The following is a 19404-nucleotide window of genomic DNA, read 5'->3' as shown; positions in this document are numbered from 1 at the left end:
GCGAGGCTTAGGCTTCGCTTTTTTATTGCCAAATTGTCAATAGACTGCAATCAAAGCATCATCAATCTTTCATTTAACTGAACTAAGTTGTCTCTAAACTGAATTAAAAAATAGAGCAATAATGAAAATTACGGTGGTTGGAGCAGGCTATGTGGGCCTATCAAATGCATTATTATTTTCAAGACAACACGATGTCACTGTGCTTGATATTGACCAGGCTAGAGTGAAAAATATCAACCAGCGAATTTCACCGATCAGTGATTCCTGTATTCAAAACTATCTATCCGAATCTAACCTTGATGCAACTTGTGATAAAGCGCTGGCTTATCAACATGCCAAGCTGATCATTATCGCAACACCAACCAACTATAATCCTGAAACCAATTATTTTGACACCTCAAGCATAGAAAACGTGATTACTGATATTCAGGCAATTAACCCCAAAGCCTTGATTGTTTTAAAATCGACCATTCCAGTTGGCTATACGGCTGAGCTGTCCAAACGTTTAGGTCTTAAAAACCTGATCTTTTCTCCTGAGTTTCTGAGGGAGGGGCAGGCGCTACAGGATAATTTATATCCATCAAGAATTGTTGTGGGGGAAAAGTCAAAGCGGGCTGAAAAAATAGCCAAGCTTTATCTTAAGGCAAGCATTAAAAAAGATGCGGTGATTCTATGTGTGGATTCGACAGAAGCCGAGGCGATTAAACTATTTTCCAATACTTACTTAGCCATGCGTGTGGCTTTCTTCAATGAACTGGATACCTATTGCTTAAAAAACAGATTAAGTACTTTGGACATTGTTACGGGCGTGGGTTTAGATCAACGTATTGGTGATCACTATAACAATCCATCTTTCGGCTATGGTGGTTATTGTCTGCCAAAAGATACCAAGCAGTTGCTCGCCAATTATCATGAAACACCACAAGAGTTGATTTCAGCCATTATCCGATCCAACCAAACCCGTAAGCAGGCGATTGTGGATGATATTTTAAGACGAGATGTATCCTGTGTTGGCATCTACAGACTCACCATGAAAGCTGATTCCGATAATTTTAGGGAATCTGCGGTACATGATGTTTTGCAGGGACTGGCTGATCAGGGAGTGAAAATTGTTATTTATGAACCAACTCTGGATGTAAGTGAGTATCTAGGTCATCCTGTTGAGTCCAGCCTGCAAAAGTTTAAATCACTGTCTGATCTCATCATTGTCAATCGGATGGTGCCCATGTTCAGTGATGTGATGGAAAAGATTTATACCAGAGACTTGTTTGGGGTGAATTAGCCTAATTTTGTATAAAGATTAAGTTTAGAATTGTCTTTACTTGACGAATTAATAATAAAAAAGTTGATGAGGTCTATGCTAAGATAACTCAACATTCAGTGCATATGATTGAACACTTAATTGCATGTTAAGACGGCAAAGTGGCACATCATATCTCAAGCATTAAGGTTATCAAATGGCAGATATTCAACAAGATTCGGCAACTCATGAAGACAATATTATTTTGTGCATGAAATGGGGAACCAAGTATGGTGCAGAATATGTCAACCGTTTGTATAACATGGTTAAACGCCATGTGACCTTGCCGTTTAAAATGGTCTGTTTGACTGATCGTACTGAGGGAATTGACCCCAATGTACAATGCTTCCCAATCCCGCCTCTAGACTTGCCAGCAGGTGCGCCTGAACGTGGCTGGAACAAGCTTTCAACCTTTGAACCTGATTTATATGGTTTAAAGGGGAATGCACTTTTTCTCGACCTTGATGTTGTGATTATTGATAATATTGACTGCTTCTTTCAAGAAAAAGGCGAGTTCCTGATTATTCATGACTGGAAACGTCCTTGGCGCATTACAGGCAATAGCTCAGTCTATCGTTTTAAATTGGGTGCCTTTCCTGAAATTTTGCCTTATTTTCGTGAGCATTTTGATGAAATCCGTCAAAAGTTCCGTAATGAGCAGGCCTATTTATCATGGTTTGTGCATAAAGAGGGGAAATTAAGCTATTGGAATGATGCTTGGTGTAAGAGCTATAAATATCATTGTCTGCAAAAAATTCCATTGGCGTATTTTAAGCCGCCAGTAAAACCTAAAGATGCCAAAATTATTATTTTCCATGGCGAAATTAATCCACCTGATGCTGTGAATGGCGGTGGTGGTAAGTGGTATCGCTATGTATTGCCTTCTGATTGGATCAAAGAGTCTTGGCAGTAAGTAAGACGACATCATTACAAGAGTTTGATTTATGAAAGATACAATACAACCTATTGATATCGTAATTGCTTGGGTGGATGGAAATGATCCTAAGTTAAAAAACAAGCGTCAACAATTTATAAATCAAACTGCACCGTCAAATGCTTTAGATGCAACGCGTTTTGCGAGTAATGATGAAATTTATTTCTGTATTGCCTCCATACTCAAATTTGTACCGTATTGCGGGAAAATTTATGTAGTCACTGATCAACAAACACCACAATGGCTGGATCAGTTTGAGCAGCAGAATCTCTGTGAGAAAGGCAAGATTAGAGTGGTCGACCACACGGAGTTGTTTAGAGGATACGAATTTGCATTGCCGACGTTTAATTCTTTAAGTATTGAAACGATGCTTTGGAATATACCGAGTATTTCAGATTATTTTATTTATTTAAATGATGATTTCTTCTTTAATCAACCCTCTGATCTACAAGACTTTTTAATTGATAGTCAAATGGTGATGTATGGGCATTGGGAAAGTAATCTAGTAAAAAAAATCAAATATATTGTTAGAAAGTTTGTGCAAAATAAATTTGGAAAACTGGCACAACCCTCATATACAATGGCGCAAATGTTAAGTGCAGATTGTGTTGGCATGTCTCAATATTTTGAGATTCACCATCGTCCGCATATCTTGAGTCGGATACTTCTATGCAATTATTTTGAAAAAAATATGCAACAATTACAGAAGCAAATTAGCTTTAAATTTAGGAATATCGATCAGATATTACCTGTAGGTTTATCTAATCACCTAGCGATTAAAAATGACCAAGCAATTCTCAACGATGATGTTGAAATCGCTTATTTAAAAGATCATCGTGATTTAGAGTCGTTTACTCAGGCTCTATCAAATCCTGATATTAAATTTGGTTGTATCCAAAGTTTGGACCAACTGCAACAGAATGATGAACAGCATATACGCCATGCACTTATTCATAAATTTAAAGATGTTTTGCCTAGTCAGATCCAAGCGACGATAGCAGGATAAGCAAAGGAAGATCGGATGAAAGTTGTTACTTATCTCATAAATCTAGAGGGTAGTGATCAGCGTTTAGCAAATGCGACAGCTCAGTTGCAACAAGCGGGTTGGGCATTTTCTCGTTTCCCTGCTTATGATGGGCGTGGTAAAGCATTATCCGAATTTGAAAATTATGATGATGCAGCAGCCCAAAAAATATTAGGTCGTAGTTTAATTAGTTCTGAGTTGGGGTGCTATCTCAGCCATTATGGTTGTGCTAAAAAATTTTTAGAAACGGATGCGGATTATCTTGTTGTCCTTGAAGATGATATTCAAGTATTACCAAACTTTAAACAAAAGCTTAATTCATTAATCAGCTATCTTGATCAGCATAAAGAACTCGAATGGTATGTGGTGAATCTTGCTGCAAAAAAGAAGAAATTGGCAAAAGACATCGTTCAGATTGATGGTTATACAATCTGGCATGCTTATTACTTTCCCATCCGTGGTGTAGGATTAGTATGGTCAAGAGCAGGTGCTGAGGCATTTGTTGAGCTTGGTAAAACCATGCAAGTGCCAGTCGATATCTTTTTTCAAAGCTGGTTAAGTAAAAATGGCAAAGGATTGGGGGTGTGGCAGCCTTTTGTTCAGCCTGCTGGGATTGATAGTGATATTTTAGGCACTGTGGCAACACAGGGTATTAAGCGCAAAGCACTGGAAAATAGAAGTGCTTCACATGGTTTTAAGAAGCAGAAAAGAATGTGGCGTGACCGTTTTTATGCGATTAGGAATTTACTCTCTTAAACGCTGTAATTATGCGAGTAAAAAGTCCTTTAATGTATTCATTTTATAGCTGAGTATTTAAATGAAAATCTTTAAGAAATTGTTTTATCTAGTGAAATTTCATTTGATGTATTCGTATAAAATTAGGCATAAAAACAAAAAAATTGATAACTATGCTGGGTTACTCACATTTAATCAAACAGAGGAAACTATAGTTTTACCAAAAAAGTTATGGATGTATTGGGAAAACGATATTCCTGAGTTTGTTGAGAAATGCATTGATCGGATGCGTGAGAAGAATCCTGAATATGAGGTTTTTGTACTTAATCCAGAGAATGTTAATCAATATAGTCATATTGATTTTAGCCAACTTAAAGATGCAACGGCCCAGCAAAAAGCTGATTTACTTAGATTTGATCTAATGTACAATCATGGAGGGATTTGGCTGGATGCAAGTATCATCCTATATGACCGTCTCGACTGGATTTCGGAGCTTATGGTTGAAAAAAAGACCGCGAATTTTGCTTATTACCGTCGTAAAAATACTACTAATTTGAATTTCCCTGTGTTAGAAAATTGGTTATTAGCAAGCGTGGGTCATAATATTTTCTTTAAACAATGGTATGAAGAATTATATTTAGCAATTCAACAAACACCTAAAAAGTATATTCAGAATATTAAGGCAACTGAATCAAATACAAAGGACATTTTTCAACAGATCAGTAATTTAGAATATTTGGTGGCATATGTTGCTTGCCAAAAGATTATGAGAAAAAATTTTCCGAGTATTAGCTTGATTGATTGTGATGAAAATGCATTCTATTACCAAGTCAAAAACAGATGGGTTAAAGAAAAAATATTAATTAACATGGCGATTAATTATCCAGCCGATGAACATCCTAAATTGATAAAACTGGCAGGGAAAGAGCGTAACTATTTATGCCAGTTCTATAATAAAGGGATGTATTTTGAAGGGTCTTTAATTGATATTTAATTTAGTTTTATAAGGGCTACTCCCAAATAAATTGTTTTAAGGTCTCGTATTTTGCTTGTTGCTCGAAGTATTCGGCAGAAGCAAGTGAGCCTATGATCGAGATATGTCTACCATCCAGAGAATATGGGATTGTATCTGTAGCCATTTGATCTGATCTAAATAGTTCTTGTTGGGTGAGTAATATTGTATTTGGGTGCTTGCTTACGATCTCGTTAATGATTTTTGTTGCTCGTTTTTGTTCAGTGGCTTTCGGGTTATTCATATAACTTTGTAAGTTCAGATCTCGATGCAACCACATGGCTCTTTTAAAAAGTAGGCTGATGTTTTTATTAAAAGCATAAGGTTCAGACATTACGATGACCTTTTTATGATGTTTTTCAGCGACCTTAAGTAATTCAGAAAAACCATTTTGCTGGTTTTGCTGTACGATGTCAGACCAACGGCCTGCGAATATCAACACATCGTATTGATCTATATGTTTAGATAAATACTCACGATTTAATAAGCACTGTTGATACGCTGTAGATTGTTTGTTCCCTGTAAACTCTTTATTAAGACTTGGATAACACCAGTTTGTCGTAATGGCTTGTATATTTAAGTTCAGCTTCTTTCCAATCTGATCCCAAAACGGGCTATTGTGACCTGCAAATGAATCTCCAAATAACAGTGCCGATTTTGCATTTTTCTGTTCTGAAGCAATTGAGCATTCAAATCCTTGTGAGCCTACTTTGAGATTATGGTTATCTTTAATATTATAAAAACACCACCCATTTTCAACACTTGGCATTTGCATTTTGTCTAGATTAGAGGGAGTGTTAGATTTTTCTCGACTTGCAAGACCATTTTCTTCTATATGTTTATAGATTGGATAAAGTAAGAGTAGGGTGGAAATAAACAATAAATATATATGCCCTTTTTTGAGCTTTTGTAGGGATTTTCGACTACCTTCGATGTATTTATAACTTAACCACCCCAAGAGTAAAGAGAGTCCGAGGGAGAGACTTAAGCTAATAAAATTTAATTTAATAAAAAAATAATTCAATAAGAAAAATACAGGCCAGTGCCATAAATAAATAGAATACGATGCACTACCAATGTTTTGGATGAATTTTGCTTGAGTGAAAATTGAATTTTGACGATTAGCAATTAAGATGAGCATTGTACCCATCACTGGTAATAAGGCTAAAAAGCTTGGCCAAGGTGTATTCTGATCGTATAAAACTAGACTAAGAAGAATAAAGGTAAAACCCAAACCTTCACTGAGTTTTTGTAGTGGGGCAGTGAGTTGTTTATTATTAAAGTAGTAATATACCAAACCTCCAGCAACTAGTTCCCACGTACGCGTTGTCAGCTTAAAGAACCCATACATGGTATCTTTAGCTGTCATTAATGTTGAAAATGATAGGGAAGCAATAAGTATAAGACTTAAAAAAATACCAATATATTTTAATTTTTTATCAAATTTTGCATAAATAAAGAGCAAGAGAGGAAATAAAAGATAAAACTGCCATTCAACCGAAAGAGACCAAGTGTGAAGTAGGGCTTTATCATGTGTATCGGCAGCAAAATAATCACCAGCTTGGCGATAATAAAGATCGTTTGATAGAAAAGTCAGACTGTATCGTGCATCTTTAGCAAAATTCTTAAAGTCTTCTGGAATAAAAATAAACCAACCCAGTATGGTAAGAAATACAATAAGGAATAAAAGTGCTGGAAATATTCGTACAATTCGAGCGAGATAAAAATCTGTAAAAGAAAGCTGCTGCTTATACAGTTTTTCAATGATAATTTTTGTCATCAGATAACCTGAAATGACGAAAAAAATATCAACGCCAAGATAACCAGCCGAAAACCCAAATATTTGGAAATGGAAAAGTACAACTAAAATTACAGCATAAGCTCTTAATCCATTAATATCATTCCTAAAAGTATTGATGCTCATGCAATAAGTTTTCTAAAAAAAGAGTAATTGTATGATTTATTTCATAATGACTGGATAATTAGATTGTATTGATTTTTTTAAAAGATTCTATGGCACTTGTGGGGGAAAGATTATAAACCTGAACTTGGTGCTCTATAAAGAATTCAGCCGCAGCATCAAAAGCGGGAAAAATTAAATGTAGGTATTGATCTAACATTGTTGGCTGTTTGTTTTCTATACTCTCATAAAAACGTGGCTGAGAAAAATTATTCATATCTAATCCAGCGATATAAATTTCTTTAAAACCAATTGCATATGCGACTTGTAATGCCACATATGGTACAGTTAAATAATCAAATACTGCATTGAATATATTCGTTGAAAAGCCAAATTCGCCATATAAGTGAAAATAAGGTTTTTCTAAATCTAGTTTGTGCTTTTTACCCATGAATGGTTCAACAGTTTTATCTTGGAAAATAGTCTCGATGATTTTGATTTCGCACTTAATTTGACTTGGGTCAATTCTTTTTAAAATGATGTCTAAACAACGAGGCGTTGTGAAAAATATACAATCACTGTTAAGAACTTTTAATATTAGATCGAAACGCTTAGTCGTAAAATTAAAATCAATAATTACGTAATATTTAAAGTGAATGTGATCTAGTGAAATAGCACCATTCACACCAATATAGTCATAGTCAGGATTGGTCAGAAAACGTTGATCTATATCTTTGACAGAAGGCCCAGTTGCAACCAATACACAGGTATTTTTTTGACTTTTAAATGGTTTTGTATGATCGGCAATTAATTTTTTATTAAAAAATAATTGCTCTAAGTCGCCTTCGCTATTGCGAACAGTCTTGTAGTATGGCCAATAGCGGCGATTATGTTTATATGCTTTGGAATGGAAAGACTTATAAAGGAACTTGAAAATATTTTGTGTAATACGATTGAAAATCTGTTGCATCGAGTTTACTCAGGTATAAGTTTACCACCATAGGATGGAGGATAGACTAAAATTAATCTCTTAATTATATGATATTTTTTATTATTAGCGCGATTGTGGGAGAGTGAATCTGTATTGAATATTTTAACACTACCTCCCCCATCGTATATTGTTTAAAAGAAGTAGTGTTATTGTAGCTGCGAAAGCATTAATCATCTAAAGAAAATTTCTTTTTTCCTTTAAATACAGACTTAAGCGATTGAACTGAGCGATTAAACCAGTTCGCCTCTGTATCTGGACGGGTTACTTTGTTGCCATGATAGTTGATCTGTGTTGCTTTTGAAAAATTACCGAAAGGAGTGATCGTATAGTTTTCAGGGCGATACCCATTTTCAAGAGCCTCTTGGTAGTATTGATCAAATAATGCGACAAGGTCTTCACGTGGGTGCGGCATGATTTTCCCATCAAACCAATGCTTTTGCCCAGATGCTTCAAGGCGCGGTAAGGCATATTTATGACTAAACTGTGTACCCATATCAGAGTAATGCAAAATTTTAATTTGCTCAATTGGAAGACCTTCACCATCAATATTGTTGTATGAATCTTGATAAGGTTGAACAAGTTCAGGCTTTTCTTTGATGAGCTGCATCAGTTTTTTATGTCCCTCAGGATCTGCTTGTAGTTCTTTTAATGTAGGCAAATGTTGTTTAGCTTTTTCACAGTCCCATACACAGGTGCATAAACGAGCAGTACTCTTTCCACCCTTTGCGATCACGATCGCATCATTACTCAGTGGATGTGACCATAGCTCAGCAATGTCACATAAAACAACGACATCCGCATCCATATAGATGGCACGACCTTGAAAGTTGCATGACTCAGGGATTGCCCAACGGAAACCTGAGAATGGAGTTGCCCATTTTTCTGTATGCCAACCTTCTCGAGTTTCTTGATTACTGTACCATGGACTTTTAGGGTCATGGCTTAATTGCATCCAAACAATTTCAACAGGGTGTTGGGTGTGTTTTCGAATGCTGTAATCTAAAACCATCATTTGTTCTAAATCACAGTTGTTGGGATCACAACCCACAAATACTTTAATTACTTCATTGTTCATATCTGCAATCACTTCATTATTTATAAAATCAATGCAGTAAGTAGAAGATAACATCTAAAAGAACTGCATGATAAATTAAAAACTAACATTGTAAGTCTATCTTTTCAACATGACTAGCATTGATGTGTATTGATGAACAAATCAACGCAGGATTTCGATATTGGTACAAATGTGTTTTACTTTGTTGTTGTATTTACAAGATAGAATATGAATAATACTTAGATTTTAATATCTTAATGCATTGTGGCACGTTGTTGCTAGTGAAGATTATACTATGAAGAATTATGTGATCAGCCTTACTTATGCGGATCAGCGTCGCGATCATATTTTATCGATTTTTCAGAAACAGGCGATAGATTTTTGTTTCTTTGATGCTGTCACGCCTGCCACGATGGAGCAGATTGCAAATGCTTTAGGACTTGATATAACAAAAACAGATCTTGCTAAAAGTGAAGTGGCTTGTCTATTAAGTCATGCTGCATTATGGCAAAAGGCAATCGATGAAAATTTGAGTCATATCGCAATTTTTGAAGACGATATTCATTTAGGAGAAGAAGCTACTATTTTCTTAACTAAAAGTGATTGGATTCCTGAGGGCTGCTCAATTATTAAGTTGGAAGCTTTTTATCCTAAAGTGGGGGTGGAGTCTTCTTTTAGAAGTTTGCCTTCAAAGCGTAAATTATCTTTATTAAAGACCGTACATATGGGGTGTAGTGGCTATATTCTATCGCAGCAAGCAGCTCGTGATTTACTCAATTTATTAGCAACTTATGAACAGTTGATTCCAGTTGATCATATTGTTTTTAAAGACTATATGACAAAGTTCCCTAATCAGATTTTCCAAATGCTACCAGCACTTTGTATTCAAGATCATCTTTTGGGGCAGCATGTTAACTTCCCAAGTTTTTTAGAAAAAGATAGGAACATTCGCAAAGGAGAGTACGAATATCAAATTAAGCCTAAGCTTAACTTTGTTCAAAAAATACAACGAGAGAGACTGAGACTCTCGGCGCAAATAATTAAATTGTTGAAAGAGTTTGTTTTAGTGTTGAAAGGAAAAAGGCTCACAAAAGTTAAGTTTAAATAATCACTTTGAAAAGATAAGATTATTTTTTATATAATTCATCTGAAGCATTCTCGCCCCTAAACCTTTTATATCCCCACATGTACTCTGTAGGAAAGCGGTTGATCATCTGTTCAACTGCTTTATTCAATGCTGTCGTTGCGACTTCAATATTTCGATCATAGAGTTGAAGATCGTTTAGATCGTCACAGTAGACATCAAAACCTTCATCATCTTCGCGACGAAAACAGCTTAGGCCCACTAAACGACACTGGGTTTTTTGTGCCATTTTACTTGCTAATGTGCTCGTAAGGCAGGGAATCCCGAAGAAAGGAACCACAACACCACCTGAAGGTTGGGGCACATGGTCGGGCAAAATTACACTAAATCCACCTTGTTTAAGGTTTTTAAATAAAGCCTTTACACCATTGGCATCAGTTGGAACCAATGTTGCATTGAGTCGCTGACGAGCATGGAGAGCAAAGCTATTAAAGCCACTATCTTTCATCGGTTTGTACATGATGGTGGGGATACCGTATTGGTGTACCCAAGCATTCATCATTTCCCAAGTTCCAAGATGAGGGGTAATAATTAAAGCGCCTTTAGGATCATTGAGTGCATCAGTTAAGACTTCTAAATTATGCACAGTATGAATTTGCTGGATGCTCCACTCAGGAGGCATTGCCCAGCATTTCCCAGATTCGATATAACTGAGACATTGCTTGGTGACGCTTTCCCGAGCCATTTTTTCTTTTTGATCGATCGTTAGCTCTGGATAGGCGAGAGCTAAATTGATTCGAGTTTTCCATAACATACTTTTGTTTGGATTTTGATTGATAAAGTATGCCGCCACTTTTGCAATACTACGTAAAAATGGTAAAGGTAAAACTCGAAGCAAGGTACGATAAAAGGACATGTGAATTAATCTTGCTTATCCGCATTTCCTTTGAGCACCATATAAATCAGTGCTGCAAAGATCAGTAAGGCGCCGGCTAAGCTACTGACACAAAAATATAAGATGCGTTGATAAGTGGTCATATTGAAAAGTTCATTGGCGAGGATGTAACGCATGAAAAACCATTGAGCCAGTGAAAACACAATAATTACAATCGTGTGTCGACGTACATCAGGACGCATTGCCATAAGACTGACCTCTCAATAAAAAGCAGCCTATTATGCCACTAGCAGACATGATCGCAAAGTAAAACTCGAATATAAAAAACCCTGCATTAAGCAGGGTTCCATTGCATCATAAACCTAAAGTTTATTTTTCTTCAGCTTTTGCTTTTTCGCGTAAACGAATACCAAGGTCACGCAATTGATTTGCTTCAACTGGTGCTGGTGCTTGAGTCAATGGACATTCAGCCGTCTTGGTTTTCGGGAATGCAATCACGTCACGAATCGAAGATGCACCTGTCATCAACATAATCAAACGATCAAGACCGAATGCTAAACCACCGTGTGGAGGCGCACCGTAACGTAATGCATTCAATAAGAAGCTGAATTTCTCTTCTGCTTCTTCTTCACCAATACCTAAAGCTTCAAAAATCGCTTTCTGCATCTCTAAGGTATAAATACGCAGTGATCCACCGCCGATCTCAGTACCATTGAGTACCATATCGTATGCAACAGATAATGCCACACCTGGATTTCTCTTCACTTCTTCAACACTTGATTTTGGTAGTGTGAATGGGTGATGCACAGAAGTCCATTTGCCATCATCCGTTTCTTCGAACATTGGGAAATCAACAACCCAAAGTGGTGCCCACTCGCACGTTGCAAGATTCAAGTCATGACCGATTTTCACACGAAGTGCGCCCATCGCGTCATTTACGATCTTCGCTTTGTCTGCACCAAAGAATACGATGTCGCCATTTTCAGCGCCAACACGTTTTAATAAATCGAGTACGATTGGTTCGATGAATTTAACGATTGGAGATTGAAGACCTTCAATGCCTTTTTCAAGTTCATTGACTTTGATATAAGCCAAGCCTTTAGCACCGTAGATGCCTACGAATTTGGTGTATTCGTCAATCGCACTACGTGGTAATGAACCTGCACCAGGAACACGTAACGCAACAATACGACCTTTAGGATCCTTGGCAGGGCCTGCGAATACCTTGAACTCAACGTCCTGCATCAAGTCTGCAACGTCAACAAGTTTCAATGGAATACGCATATCTGGTTTGTCAGATGCATAGTCGCGCATTGCGTCAGCGTAAGTCATACGTTCAAACTTATCGAATTTTACATTCAATAATTCGTTGAACATTTTAACTGTTAAGCCTTCCATTAAATCCATGATGTCATCGTCACTCATGAACGATGTTTCAACGTCGATTTGGGTAAATTCAGGCTGACGATCCGCACGCAAGTCTTCGTCACGGAAGCATTTAGCAATCTGGTAATAACGATCAATACCACCCACCATCAACAACTGCTTAAACAATTGTGGTGATTGTGGCAGTGCATAGAAGCTACCATTTGAAACACGACTGGGTACTAAATAGTCACGTGCGCCCTCAGGAGTTGCACGAGTCAAGATAGGTGTTTCAACGTCTAAGAAACCATGATCTTCAAAGTAGTTACGAATCAAGTTAGTCACTTTAGAGCGGAAGCGTAAGCGATCTAACATTTCAGGACGGCGAATGTCCAGGAAACGGTATTTCAAACGAATTTCTTCAGAAATATTGGTGTTTTCGTCATTCAATGGGAATGGAGGCGTTTCAGAAGCAGCAAGAACTTCGATTTCTTTCGCTAAAACTTCAATCTGACCACTCACCATATTGGCATTTTCAGTACCTTCATAGCGACGACGAACACGACCTGTAATTTTTAAAACAAATTCAGAACGTGCTTTATCCGCAGTAGCAAATGCTTCTGGTGTATCAGGGTCAATTACGACTTGAACTAAGCCATCACGGTCACGCATATCCAGGAAAATCACACCGCCATGATCACGGCGACGATGAACCCATCCGCATAAAGTAACTGTTTGATCGATTTGGGCTTCAGTTAAAGAGCCACAGTAATGAGTGCGCATCATATTGAATTATTTATCCAAACTATATTGGCTGTAGAAGATGCATACGTAAACAGCGCAGCATCAATGGAGCGAAGATTATGCCTTGTTGAACGACTAGTCTCAAGTCTTAATGCTTTGGGGACAATCCTAATTCAATGCTTTGGGTTAAAATTCTGCCATATGGGCTTTTCGATGCAGCCACAAACTCATTAAACAGCAAATACTAAATAGTATGAGTCCATTTTGGGAGAACTGGTTGATGGCTTTGCCAATAAAGAAGTAACGTTCAGTATTCCACAGTTCAGCCGAAATGGTGTGGCTGTATTTCCATACTGCCAACATGCCACCAGTCACTGAAATGGCCATACTCAGCAAGGCAAACAGCTTTATTTTCCCTGAAATAGGCGTGTCCTGTTTGTAGGTTTGATAATAGTTTAGACACATCCACAATAAGAAAGGCAAGCTGAGAATGGATGATGCAATTTGTAGAATAAAATGCAGGGGATAATGAACATTCCCTAGGGAAATATTTTGGGCGAGCGTGTCTTGAAAGGCAAAGGTGCGAAAGTCTAAATGAGTCAATCCATCCCAGATGAGATGTGTTGCTGTTCCTAAAATGATGGCTAAACAACACATCAGTATAAAAGCCACCACTTCATCAAAGGATTTGACCTTTAAAGGGTGCCTGATCCCTAAAAAACGATAAATCACGGGGCGATAGAGTAAATACCACAACAGGCAAAAGCATAAGCCAATCGGAAGATTGGGAAATAAAATCCCTGACCATTGATGGGGTAAGGCAATGGTTTCTGTTGTAAACAAGCGATACAGGTCTGGTGTCATACAGCCGATGGCTAAGGCTGCAATCGGTAAATGACCCCGACTAAGTTTGGATAAGGGTGGAGCAAGCACCGCATGAGAGAGAGTAAAGGGCATAAGCTTGAATCATGAAGAATGCTTAAATCATGGAGTGGCAGTTTAACAAATGAAGTTTGCATGTATGTTTTTTATTGCAAAAATAATGAAATGTTATAATATAACAAAAATAAAGATCGACTGATTTGAGACATGGTATGTCATTTCCTAAAAATATTCTGACCTTATCCATTTTGGCTGTTGCGTCTGTATCTGTATTTGCCGCAGAAAATGAGCAGGCGACAACGCTGGACACCATCCGCATTAAGGCACATCCGCTTGAGCAAACCTCAAAGGACTTTGCAGTTGCAGATACAGTGGTAGACCAAAAACGCTTGGCGCAAGGGGCAGTGACCATTGGCGAGGCATTGAGTGGTGAAACGGGAATTTCCTCCAATCAGTTTGGTGCAGGCTCTAGCCGACCTGTGATTCGTGGGCAAGATGGTCCACGGATAAAAATTCTACAAAATTCTTCTGAAAATATTGATGTATCCACACTTTCCCCAGACCATGCGGTAACGGTTGATCCAGCGCTGGCAAAACAGGTTGAAGTGATTCGTGGGCCATCCACTCTATTATTTGGTGCTGGAACGGTAGGCGGTCTGGTGAATGTCACCGATAGTAAACTTCCAACAGCAATGCCAGAAAAGGGCTATGAGGGTAATGCGACATTGCGTTACAACACAGGTAGTGATGAAAAGCTGGCGACTGCAGGTGTAACGCTGGGCTTGGGTGATCAGGTTGCCTTGCGTGTTGAGGGCTTAAAGCGTGAAGCCAATGACTATATCGCACCAGATTATGTACATGAGGGCGAAAAGGAACGCCGTGTTGACAACACCTTTGCCAAAGGCCAGACCGTAAATTTCGGTTTGTCATGGATTTATGATCGTGGCTTTACGGGGATTTCCTATAGCAACCGTCAGGACCAATATGGCTTGCCAGGACATAGCCATGAATATGAAAGCTGTCATTTACATGGACTCAGCCTGCACTGTGGCGAACATGACCATGATGAAGATGGGCATGACCACGAAGATCACGACCAGGATCATGCACATGAAGCAGGTCCCTGGATTGACCTGAAATCTGAACGTTATGACGTGCGTACCGAACTGGATGAGCCATTTGCGGGCTTTAAAAAATTGCGTGCTCAAGCCAGTTATACCGATTATCAACATGATGAAATCGAGGAAGATACCATTGCGACCCATTTTAAAAACAAGGGTTATGATGGACGTTTAGAGTTGGTACACAACCCACTGGGTGCATGGGAGGGTGTGATTGGTACACAGTACGGACAACAAAAGCTGGAACTGACAGGTGAAGAAGCCTTTTTGGCACCAAACACCACCAAAAAATGGAGTGTGTTCGCTTTGGAACATGCCCAGTTGAATGATGTGCATGTTGAGTTGGCGGCACGCGTAGACCAGCAAAAAATTGATATTGATGATTCAAGCAAAAAAGATTTCGACGGTTCAGCCTTTTCTGTTTCTGGTGCAGCCAACTGGGAGTTTGCGCCAAACTACAAACTTTCTTTGGTCACGTCTCATCAGGAGCGTTTGCCTTTGGCGCAGGAGCTTTATGCAGATGGTGGACATTTCGCCACCAATACCTATGAGCTGGGCAATGACCAACTGAGCAAGGAAAAATCAAATAATGTGGAACTGGGCTTCCATTATGATGACAACACTTTTGACTATCATGTCCACGTGTATCACAACTGGTTTGATGAATATATCTATGCCCAAACCTTAGACCGTTATAAGGACTTCCGTCTAGTGCAATATGCGCAGGACAAAGCTAAGTTCTATGGTGCGGAAGCGGAAGCGGGCTATCAAATTTCACCGATCTATAAGCTCAGTGTGTTTGGTGATTATGTGCGTGGCAAGATCGATAATGACAATGCACCACGTGTGCCAGCAGGACGTTTAGGGACTAAGCTCAATGCTGATTTTGATGATCACTGGAGTGGTTCGGCTGAATACTATCATGTGTTCCAGCAGGACAAGATTGCGGCTTATGAAACAGACAGCCAAAGCTATAACATGCTCAATCTCGGTGTGGCGTACTCAGGTAATTACAGTAATGTCAGCGATTATCGGGTGTTCCTGAATGCCAACAACCTGCTGGATGATCAGGTCTATCAACATGCCTCATTCCTTTCAACCATTCCACAGGTGGGACGTAACTTTAGCGTTGGTGTGAATTTTAGTTTCTAATTTATCACTTAAATCTTATTGAAAAATCAAAGTATAAGCTCTAGCCTTAACCCATTAGGCTAGGGCTTTTTTTGTTTATATGCGTATCTTCCAACGAATCCATCAAAAATTAAACTGGTCAAGTCGACGTTACATGGCAGTCATATTGAGTATTGTGGTGATTGGGTACATTGCTTCGGCAATTTACCACACTGTAAAACCGCTCCCACAAGGGCTGGATTTTACGGGACAACTGCGCCATGCCAATGTGAAATTTCTGGCAGATCAAACCTATATGGATGCGCAGGGTCAGCAACAGGTAGATCAACATATTTTCAGGGAAGTCTTTCAACTGATTGATCAGGCACAGACCACAATTGTGCTGGATATGTTCCTGTTTAATCAGGAAGTTGGAAAATCTAAAGTTAAACAGATTGCTTTAACGCAGCAACTGACTAATGCATTGATCGCAAAGCGTCGTCAAGACCCAAATATTCAGGTGGTTGTCATTACTGATCCAATCAATTCTGTTTATGGTGGGATAGCACCAAAGCATTACCGTCAGCTACGTCAGGCAGGCGTGGATGTGATTGAAACCGATTTAAAACCATTGCGTGCTTCAAATCCACTCTGGTCGGGCTTCTGGTACATTTGCTGCCAGAGTCTGGGCAATAACCCAGAAAAAGGCTGGTTAAGTAATCCTTTCGGCGATGAAAAGATTACTTTGCGCAGTTATCTGGAACTATTTAACTTTAAGGCGAATCACCGTAAAACATTGGTGGTGGATACAGAGCAGGGTTGGAAAAGCTTAGTGACTTCTGCAAATCCACACGATGGCAGCTCACATCATAGTAACGTCGCTCTAGTGGTTGATGGACCAACAGCCATTGATGTGCTTAAAACTGAACAGGCGGTTGCGCAAATGTCGCAGGGTTCTAGTCCTTTTGTAATTATGGGTGGATTCACTGAAGATAAAAGCCTGCCACAGGTGCAGGTGCTGACTGAAAAAGCCATTTATGATGCTGTGTTAAAAATGATTCATGAAGCAAAGGCTAAGGAACATCTGGATATGGCCATGTTCTATCTGTCTGAGCGCAAAATTATTGAGGCATTGAAGCAGGCACAGCAACGTGGTGTGAATATTCGTTTAATGATTGACCCAAACAAGGATGCCTTTGGTCGTCAAAAAAATGGCATTCCAAACCGTCAGGTGGCTTCGGAGCTACATGCCGCAGGCATCCCGATCCGTTGGTGTGATACACATGGCGAACAGTGCCATAGCAAAATGCTGTTCAAATACAATGCCCAGCAAGCTGAGCTAATTTTGGGTTCAGCGAACTTCACTGCACGTAACCTGAAAAATTATAACCTTGAAACTGATATGCGAGTGGTTGGCTCAGCACAGGCGCAGGTGTTTAAAGATGCAGGACAATATTTTGATGCGGCGTGGAGCAATGCCAATGCTCGTCAGGTGACAGTCGATTATTCAAAATATGCAGATGAGTCAAAAGTGAAATACTGGCTATATCGTTTTATGGAATGGTCGGGTTTATCGACTTTCTAAAAAAAAAGAGGCTTTAAGCCTCTTTTTTATTGCGGATTTGGTGGAATCAATTGATCTAAGTCTTTATCAGCCAACGGATCGAGTTCACTAAGATCCGTTTTGATTTTCCACTGGCTTTCATCTTCAACAGGGTTGGGCAAACGTGCTTCAAGCCAATCACAAACGGTATTGGGATCAAATTCAGGATGGTTACATTGAATGACCCAAGCCAGAAACTCTTTGGCTTCACCATTCATATAGGGTGGCGGTGAAACAGGAAAGAACTGGGTTGGCAGGCGTTCATTGGTGGATAAATAATTCAGTATATGCCCAAGTTCCTGAACAGTTTGCCATGCCAAAGGATGCTCAATATCAATATTGAACTTAAACCACCATGCATGTTGACCATCTGTACCATGCGCCAAGATTCTAGATTCCTGTACACTTGGAACCTTACAGAAGAATTGATAGAGACGATCAAAATTCATTTCAGACACTGACATTGCCCCAAAACTGAAAAATGGATTTTAGCATATTCTCAAACTCGACGAAAAATCCCTCCTTATTTCATCCTTGATTTGCCCTGAATGGTAGCGAATGGTAACAGTCATTGCTGACTTTTTGCTCTAAAATAAAGGCTAGGATTTGATGATGGGAGAGGGCAATGTTGCGATCTAAATACGATGTTTATGCTTTTATCAGTGTGTTGAGCTGTCTCCCCGCAATGGTTTACGCCGATAATGCCTGGAGCGGTTATAGTGGGGTGGAGCGCCGCTCCTCGCATCAGGCTTCGCCATCTTATCAGCAGCCTGCACAGAACCCATTTGCCTTTTCAAGTCAGCGTTATACCCCCACTGCGCCACCAAAAGGCTATTATTATCAGCCCTATCAAAATAATATCCACTCTTACCCCAACCATCGACCAAGTGTTCGGATTGAATATTATCCAGATACCCAATATGAGGGTAGTTATCGCCGTGAGGCTTTTGTAGTGGGGAATGAGCTGCCTGGTGAGTTTCGTAGTGACCGTTATGTGGTTCGTGACTGGGACTATTATTCCTTGCGTGAGCCGCCACGTGGTCGACACTGGATCATGGTGGATGGACGTTATCTCTTGGTAACCGATGATAATTTCACCATCGAAATTATTCGCTGATTTCTTGGGTGTTTTTGAAATTGTGCCTTGATAATGACCTCCATAATTTCTTGGATTTCATTACAAAGCTTTGCAATGTCGCTGGATTTATTCATGGTTTCTCCTAGAGTTTTGCTTAATCTGAGTTCAGATCAAAACAGAGGATCAAACAATGAAAAAGACAGTTATTTTGTTGGTATCAAGTTTAATGTTTGGTGCATCTGCTTCAGCAATGGCAGATTCAAATCGTTGGAACAATCATCACGACTATAAAGATCGTTATGAGCAGCGTTACGATCGAAATGACCACCGAAATGATCATAGAGATCCACCGCGATGGTCAAATGCAGAGCGTGGAAACCATTATGGACAACGAATAAACTTTAAACGTGGCGAGCGTTTACCATCGGCATTCCGTAGCAACCGCTATGTGGTGTCAAACTACCGCCTACATCGCTTGTATGAACCACCTCGTGGCTATAACTGGATGCAGGTACAGGGCAAATATGTACTGGTGGATTCAAAATACCGTGTCTATCGGGTTGCATAACATG

At 39.1% G+C, this 19404-nt stretch carries 18 protein-coding genes; 10 read left to right on the top strand and 8 right to left on the bottom strand.

Features of this window, described 5'->3' with window-relative positions:
* Nucleotides 1-121: 121 nt before the first annotated feature.
* From F973_RS12285 to F973_RS12265, 5 genes are all read left to right on the top strand, one after another.
* The gene (locus tag F973_RS12285; protein WP_004762069.1) at nucleotides 122-1282 is read left to right on the top strand and encodes a nucleotide sugar dehydrogenase; all 1161 of its coding nucleotides are present in this window, start codon (nucleotides 122-124) and stop codon (nucleotides 1280-1282) included.
* Between the two features lie 175 nt (nucleotides 1283-1457).
* Entirely contained in the window at nucleotides 1458-2213 is a 756-nt protein-coding gene (locus F973_RS12280) for a hypothetical protein (protein WP_004762068.1), read from the top strand.
* A 31-nt stretch (nucleotides 2214-2244) separates the two neighbouring features.
* The gene (locus F973_RS12275) at nucleotides 2245-3240 is read left to right on the top strand and encodes a Stealth CR1 domain-containing protein (RefSeq protein WP_004675536.1); all 996 of its coding nucleotides are present in this window, start codon (nucleotides 2245-2247) and stop codon (nucleotides 3238-3240) included.
* Nucleotides 3241-3255: 15 nt separating this feature from the next.
* On the top strand, nucleotides 3256-4014 hold the full coding sequence (locus F973_RS12270; RefSeq protein WP_004675538.1) for a glycosyltransferase family 25 protein: 759 nt from the start codon (nucleotides 3256-3258) through the stop codon (nucleotides 4012-4014).
* Nucleotides 4015-4075: 61 nt separating this feature from the next.
* Nucleotides 4076-4987 (top strand): capsular polysaccharide synthesis protein, encoded by a 912-nt coding sequence (locus F973_RS12265; protein WP_004675540.1) that lies wholly within the window; start codon nucleotides 4076-4078, stop codon nucleotides 4985-4987.
* A gap of 16 nt (nucleotides 4988-5003) precedes the next feature.
* Here F973_RS12265 and F973_RS12260 read toward each other — a convergent pair whose 3' ends face one another.
* The 3 genes from F973_RS12260 to F973_RS12250 form a co-directional block, all read right to left on the bottom strand.
* On the bottom strand, nucleotides 5004-6929 hold the full coding sequence (locus F973_RS12260; protein ID WP_004762066.1) for an acyltransferase family protein: 1926 nt from the start codon (nucleotides 6927-6929) through the stop codon (nucleotides 5004-5006).
* A gap of 58 nt (nucleotides 6930-6987) precedes the next feature.
* Nucleotides 6988-7875: a hypothetical protein gene (locus tag F973_RS12255; protein WP_004675546.1), complete on the bottom strand. Its 888-nt coding sequence runs from the start codon at nucleotides 7873-7875 to the stop codon at nucleotides 6988-6990.
* Nucleotides 7876-8062: 187 nt separating this feature from the next.
* Nucleotides 8063-8971 carry a glycosyltransferase family protein gene (locus F973_RS12250; protein WP_171055814.1) on the bottom strand — a complete coding sequence of 303 codons (909 nt, stop codon included), beginning with the start codon at nucleotides 8969-8971 and terminating at the stop codon, nucleotides 8063-8065.
* Between the two features lie 274 nt (nucleotides 8972-9245).
* Between F973_RS12250 and F973_RS12245 the strand changes: the two genes are divergently transcribed.
* Nucleotides 9246-10058, top strand: a complete 813-nt coding sequence (locus F973_RS12245) for a glycosyltransferase family 25 protein (protein WP_004762064.1) — start codon at nucleotides 9246-9248, stop codon at nucleotides 10056-10058.
* Nucleotides 10059-10077: 19 nt separating this feature from the next.
* On the opposite strand, the gene F973_RS12240 is transcribed toward F973_RS12245, so the two are convergent.
* The 4 genes from F973_RS12240 to F973_RS12225 form a co-directional block, all read right to left on the bottom strand.
* Entirely contained in the window at nucleotides 10078-10950 is an 873-nt protein-coding gene (locus tag F973_RS12240) for a lysophospholipid acyltransferase family protein (RefSeq protein ID WP_004762063.1), read from the bottom strand.
* Between the two features lie 5 nt (nucleotides 10951-10955).
* Complete coding sequence (locus F973_RS12235; RefSeq protein ID WP_004762062.1) at nucleotides 10956-11177, bottom strand: hypothetical protein; 222 nt, start codon at nucleotides 11175-11177, stop codon at nucleotides 10956-10958.
* A 121-nt stretch (nucleotides 11178-11298) separates the two neighbouring features.
* Nucleotides 11299-13080, bottom strand: coding sequence for an aspartate--tRNA ligase (aspS, locus tag F973_RS12230; RefSeq protein WP_004762060.1), 1782 nt, complete (start codon nucleotides 13078-13080; stop codon nucleotides 11299-11301).
* Nucleotides 13081-13224: 144 nt separating this feature from the next.
* Entirely contained in the window at nucleotides 13225-13995 is a 771-nt protein-coding gene (locus F973_RS12225; RefSeq protein WP_004762058.1) for a DUF4184 family protein, read from the bottom strand.
* A 137-nt stretch (nucleotides 13996-14132) separates the two neighbouring features.
* Between F973_RS12225 and znuD the strand changes: the two genes are divergently transcribed.
* Both znuD and F973_RS12215 read left to right on the top strand, forming a co-directional pair.
* On the top strand, nucleotides 14133-16193 hold the full coding sequence (gene znuD / locus F973_RS12220) for a zinc piracy TonB-dependent receptor ZnuD (protein ID WP_004762057.1): 2061 nt from the start codon (nucleotides 14133-14135) through the stop codon (nucleotides 16191-16193).
* A gap of 79 nt (nucleotides 16194-16272) precedes the next feature.
* The gene (locus F973_RS12215; protein ID WP_155756470.1) at nucleotides 16273-17736 is read left to right on the top strand and encodes a phospholipase D family protein; all 1464 of its coding nucleotides are present in this window, start codon (nucleotides 16273-16275) and stop codon (nucleotides 17734-17736) included.
* 26 nt (nucleotides 17737-17762) lie between these two features.
* Here F973_RS12215 and F973_RS12210 read toward each other — a convergent pair whose 3' ends face one another.
* Nucleotides 17763-18212, bottom strand: a complete 450-nt coding sequence (locus tag F973_RS12210; protein ID WP_171062070.1) for a hypothetical protein — start codon at nucleotides 18210-18212, stop codon at nucleotides 17763-17765.
* 167 nt (nucleotides 18213-18379) lie between these two features.
* Between F973_RS12210 and F973_RS12205 the strand changes: the two genes are divergently transcribed.
* Together F973_RS12205 and F973_RS12200 are read left to right on the top strand one after the other, a co-directional pair.
* On the top strand, nucleotides 18380-18871 hold the full coding sequence (locus F973_RS12205; RefSeq protein ID WP_004762054.1) for an RcnB family protein: 492 nt from the start codon (nucleotides 18380-18382) through the stop codon (nucleotides 18869-18871).
* 151 nt (nucleotides 18872-19022) lie between these two features.
* Entirely contained in the window at nucleotides 19023-19400 is a 378-nt protein-coding gene (locus F973_RS12200; protein ID WP_004762052.1) for an RcnB family protein, read from the top strand.
* The last annotated feature ends 4 nt before the right edge of the window (nucleotides 19401-19404 follow it).

The sequence above is a fragment of the Acinetobacter sp. CIP 102129 genome (assembly GCF_000368305.1).
In the GTDB taxonomy this organism is placed as follows: Bacteria; Pseudomonadota; Gammaproteobacteria; order Pseudomonadales; family Moraxellaceae; genus Acinetobacter; species Acinetobacter parvus.
The sequence above is the reverse complement of the archived record's forward strand: the minus strand, read 5'-3'. Positions and strand labels throughout refer to the sequence as shown.

Bases quoted from the DNA above. Each gene is read 5' to 3' on its own strand.
- F973_RS12285 (WP_004762069.1), top strand. From the start codon at position 122: ATGAAAATTACGGTGGTTGGAGCAGGCTATGTGGGCCTATCAAATGCA.
- F973_RS12280 (WP_004762068.1), top strand. From the start codon at position 1,458: ATGGCAGATATTCAACAAGATTCGGCAACTCATGAAGACAATATTATT.
- F973_RS12275 (WP_004675536.1), top strand. From the start codon at position 2,245: ATGAAAGATACAATACAACCTATTGATATCGTAATTGCTTGGGTGGAT.
- F973_RS12270 (WP_004675538.1), top strand. From the start codon at position 3,256: ATGAAAGTTGTTACTTATCTCATAAATCTAGAGGGTAGTGATCAGCGT.
- F973_RS12265 (WP_004675540.1), top strand. From the start codon at position 4,076: ATGAAAATCTTTAAGAAATTGTTTTATCTAGTGAAATTTCATTTGATG.
- F973_RS12260 (WP_004762066.1), bottom strand. From the start codon at position 6,929: ATGAGCATCAATACTTTTAGGAATGATATTAATGGATTAAGAGCTTAT.
- F973_RS12255 (WP_004675546.1), bottom strand. From the start codon at position 7,875: ATGCAACAGATTTTCAATCGTATTACACAAAATATTTTCAAGTTCCTT.
- F973_RS12250 (WP_171055814.1), bottom strand. From the start codon at position 8,971: ATGAACAATGAAGTAATTAAAGTATTTGTGGGTTGTGATCCCAACAAC.
- F973_RS12245 (WP_004762064.1), top strand. From the start codon at position 9,246: ATGAAGAATTATGTGATCAGCCTTACTTATGCGGATCAGCGTCGCGAT.
- F973_RS12240 (WP_004762063.1), bottom strand. From the start codon at position 10,950: ATGTCCTTTTATCGTACCTTGCTTCGAGTTTTACCTTTACCATTTTTA.
- F973_RS12235 (WP_004762062.1), bottom strand. From the start codon at position 11,177: ATGGCAATGCGTCCTGATGTACGTCGACACACGATTGTAATTATTGTG.
- aspS (WP_004762060.1), bottom strand. From the start codon at position 13,080: ATGATGCGCACTCATTACTGTGGCTCTTTAACTGAAGCCCAAATCGAT.
- F973_RS12225 (WP_004762058.1), bottom strand. From the start codon at position 13,995: ATGCCCTTTACTCTCTCTCATGCGGTGCTTGCTCCACCCTTATCCAAA.
- znuD (WP_004762057.1), top strand. From the start codon at position 14,133: ATGTCATTTCCTAAAAATATTCTGACCTTATCCATTTTGGCTGTTGCG.
- F973_RS12215 (WP_155756470.1), top strand. From the start codon at position 16,273: ATGCGTATCTTCCAACGAATCCATCAAAAATTAAACTGGTCAAGTCGA.
- F973_RS12205 (WP_004762054.1), top strand. From the start codon at position 18,380: ATGTTGCGATCTAAATACGATGTTTATGCTTTTATCAGTGTGTTGAGC.
- F973_RS12200 (WP_004762052.1), top strand. From the start codon at position 19,023: ATGAAAAAGACAGTTATTTTGTTGGTATCAAGTTTAATGTTTGGTGCA.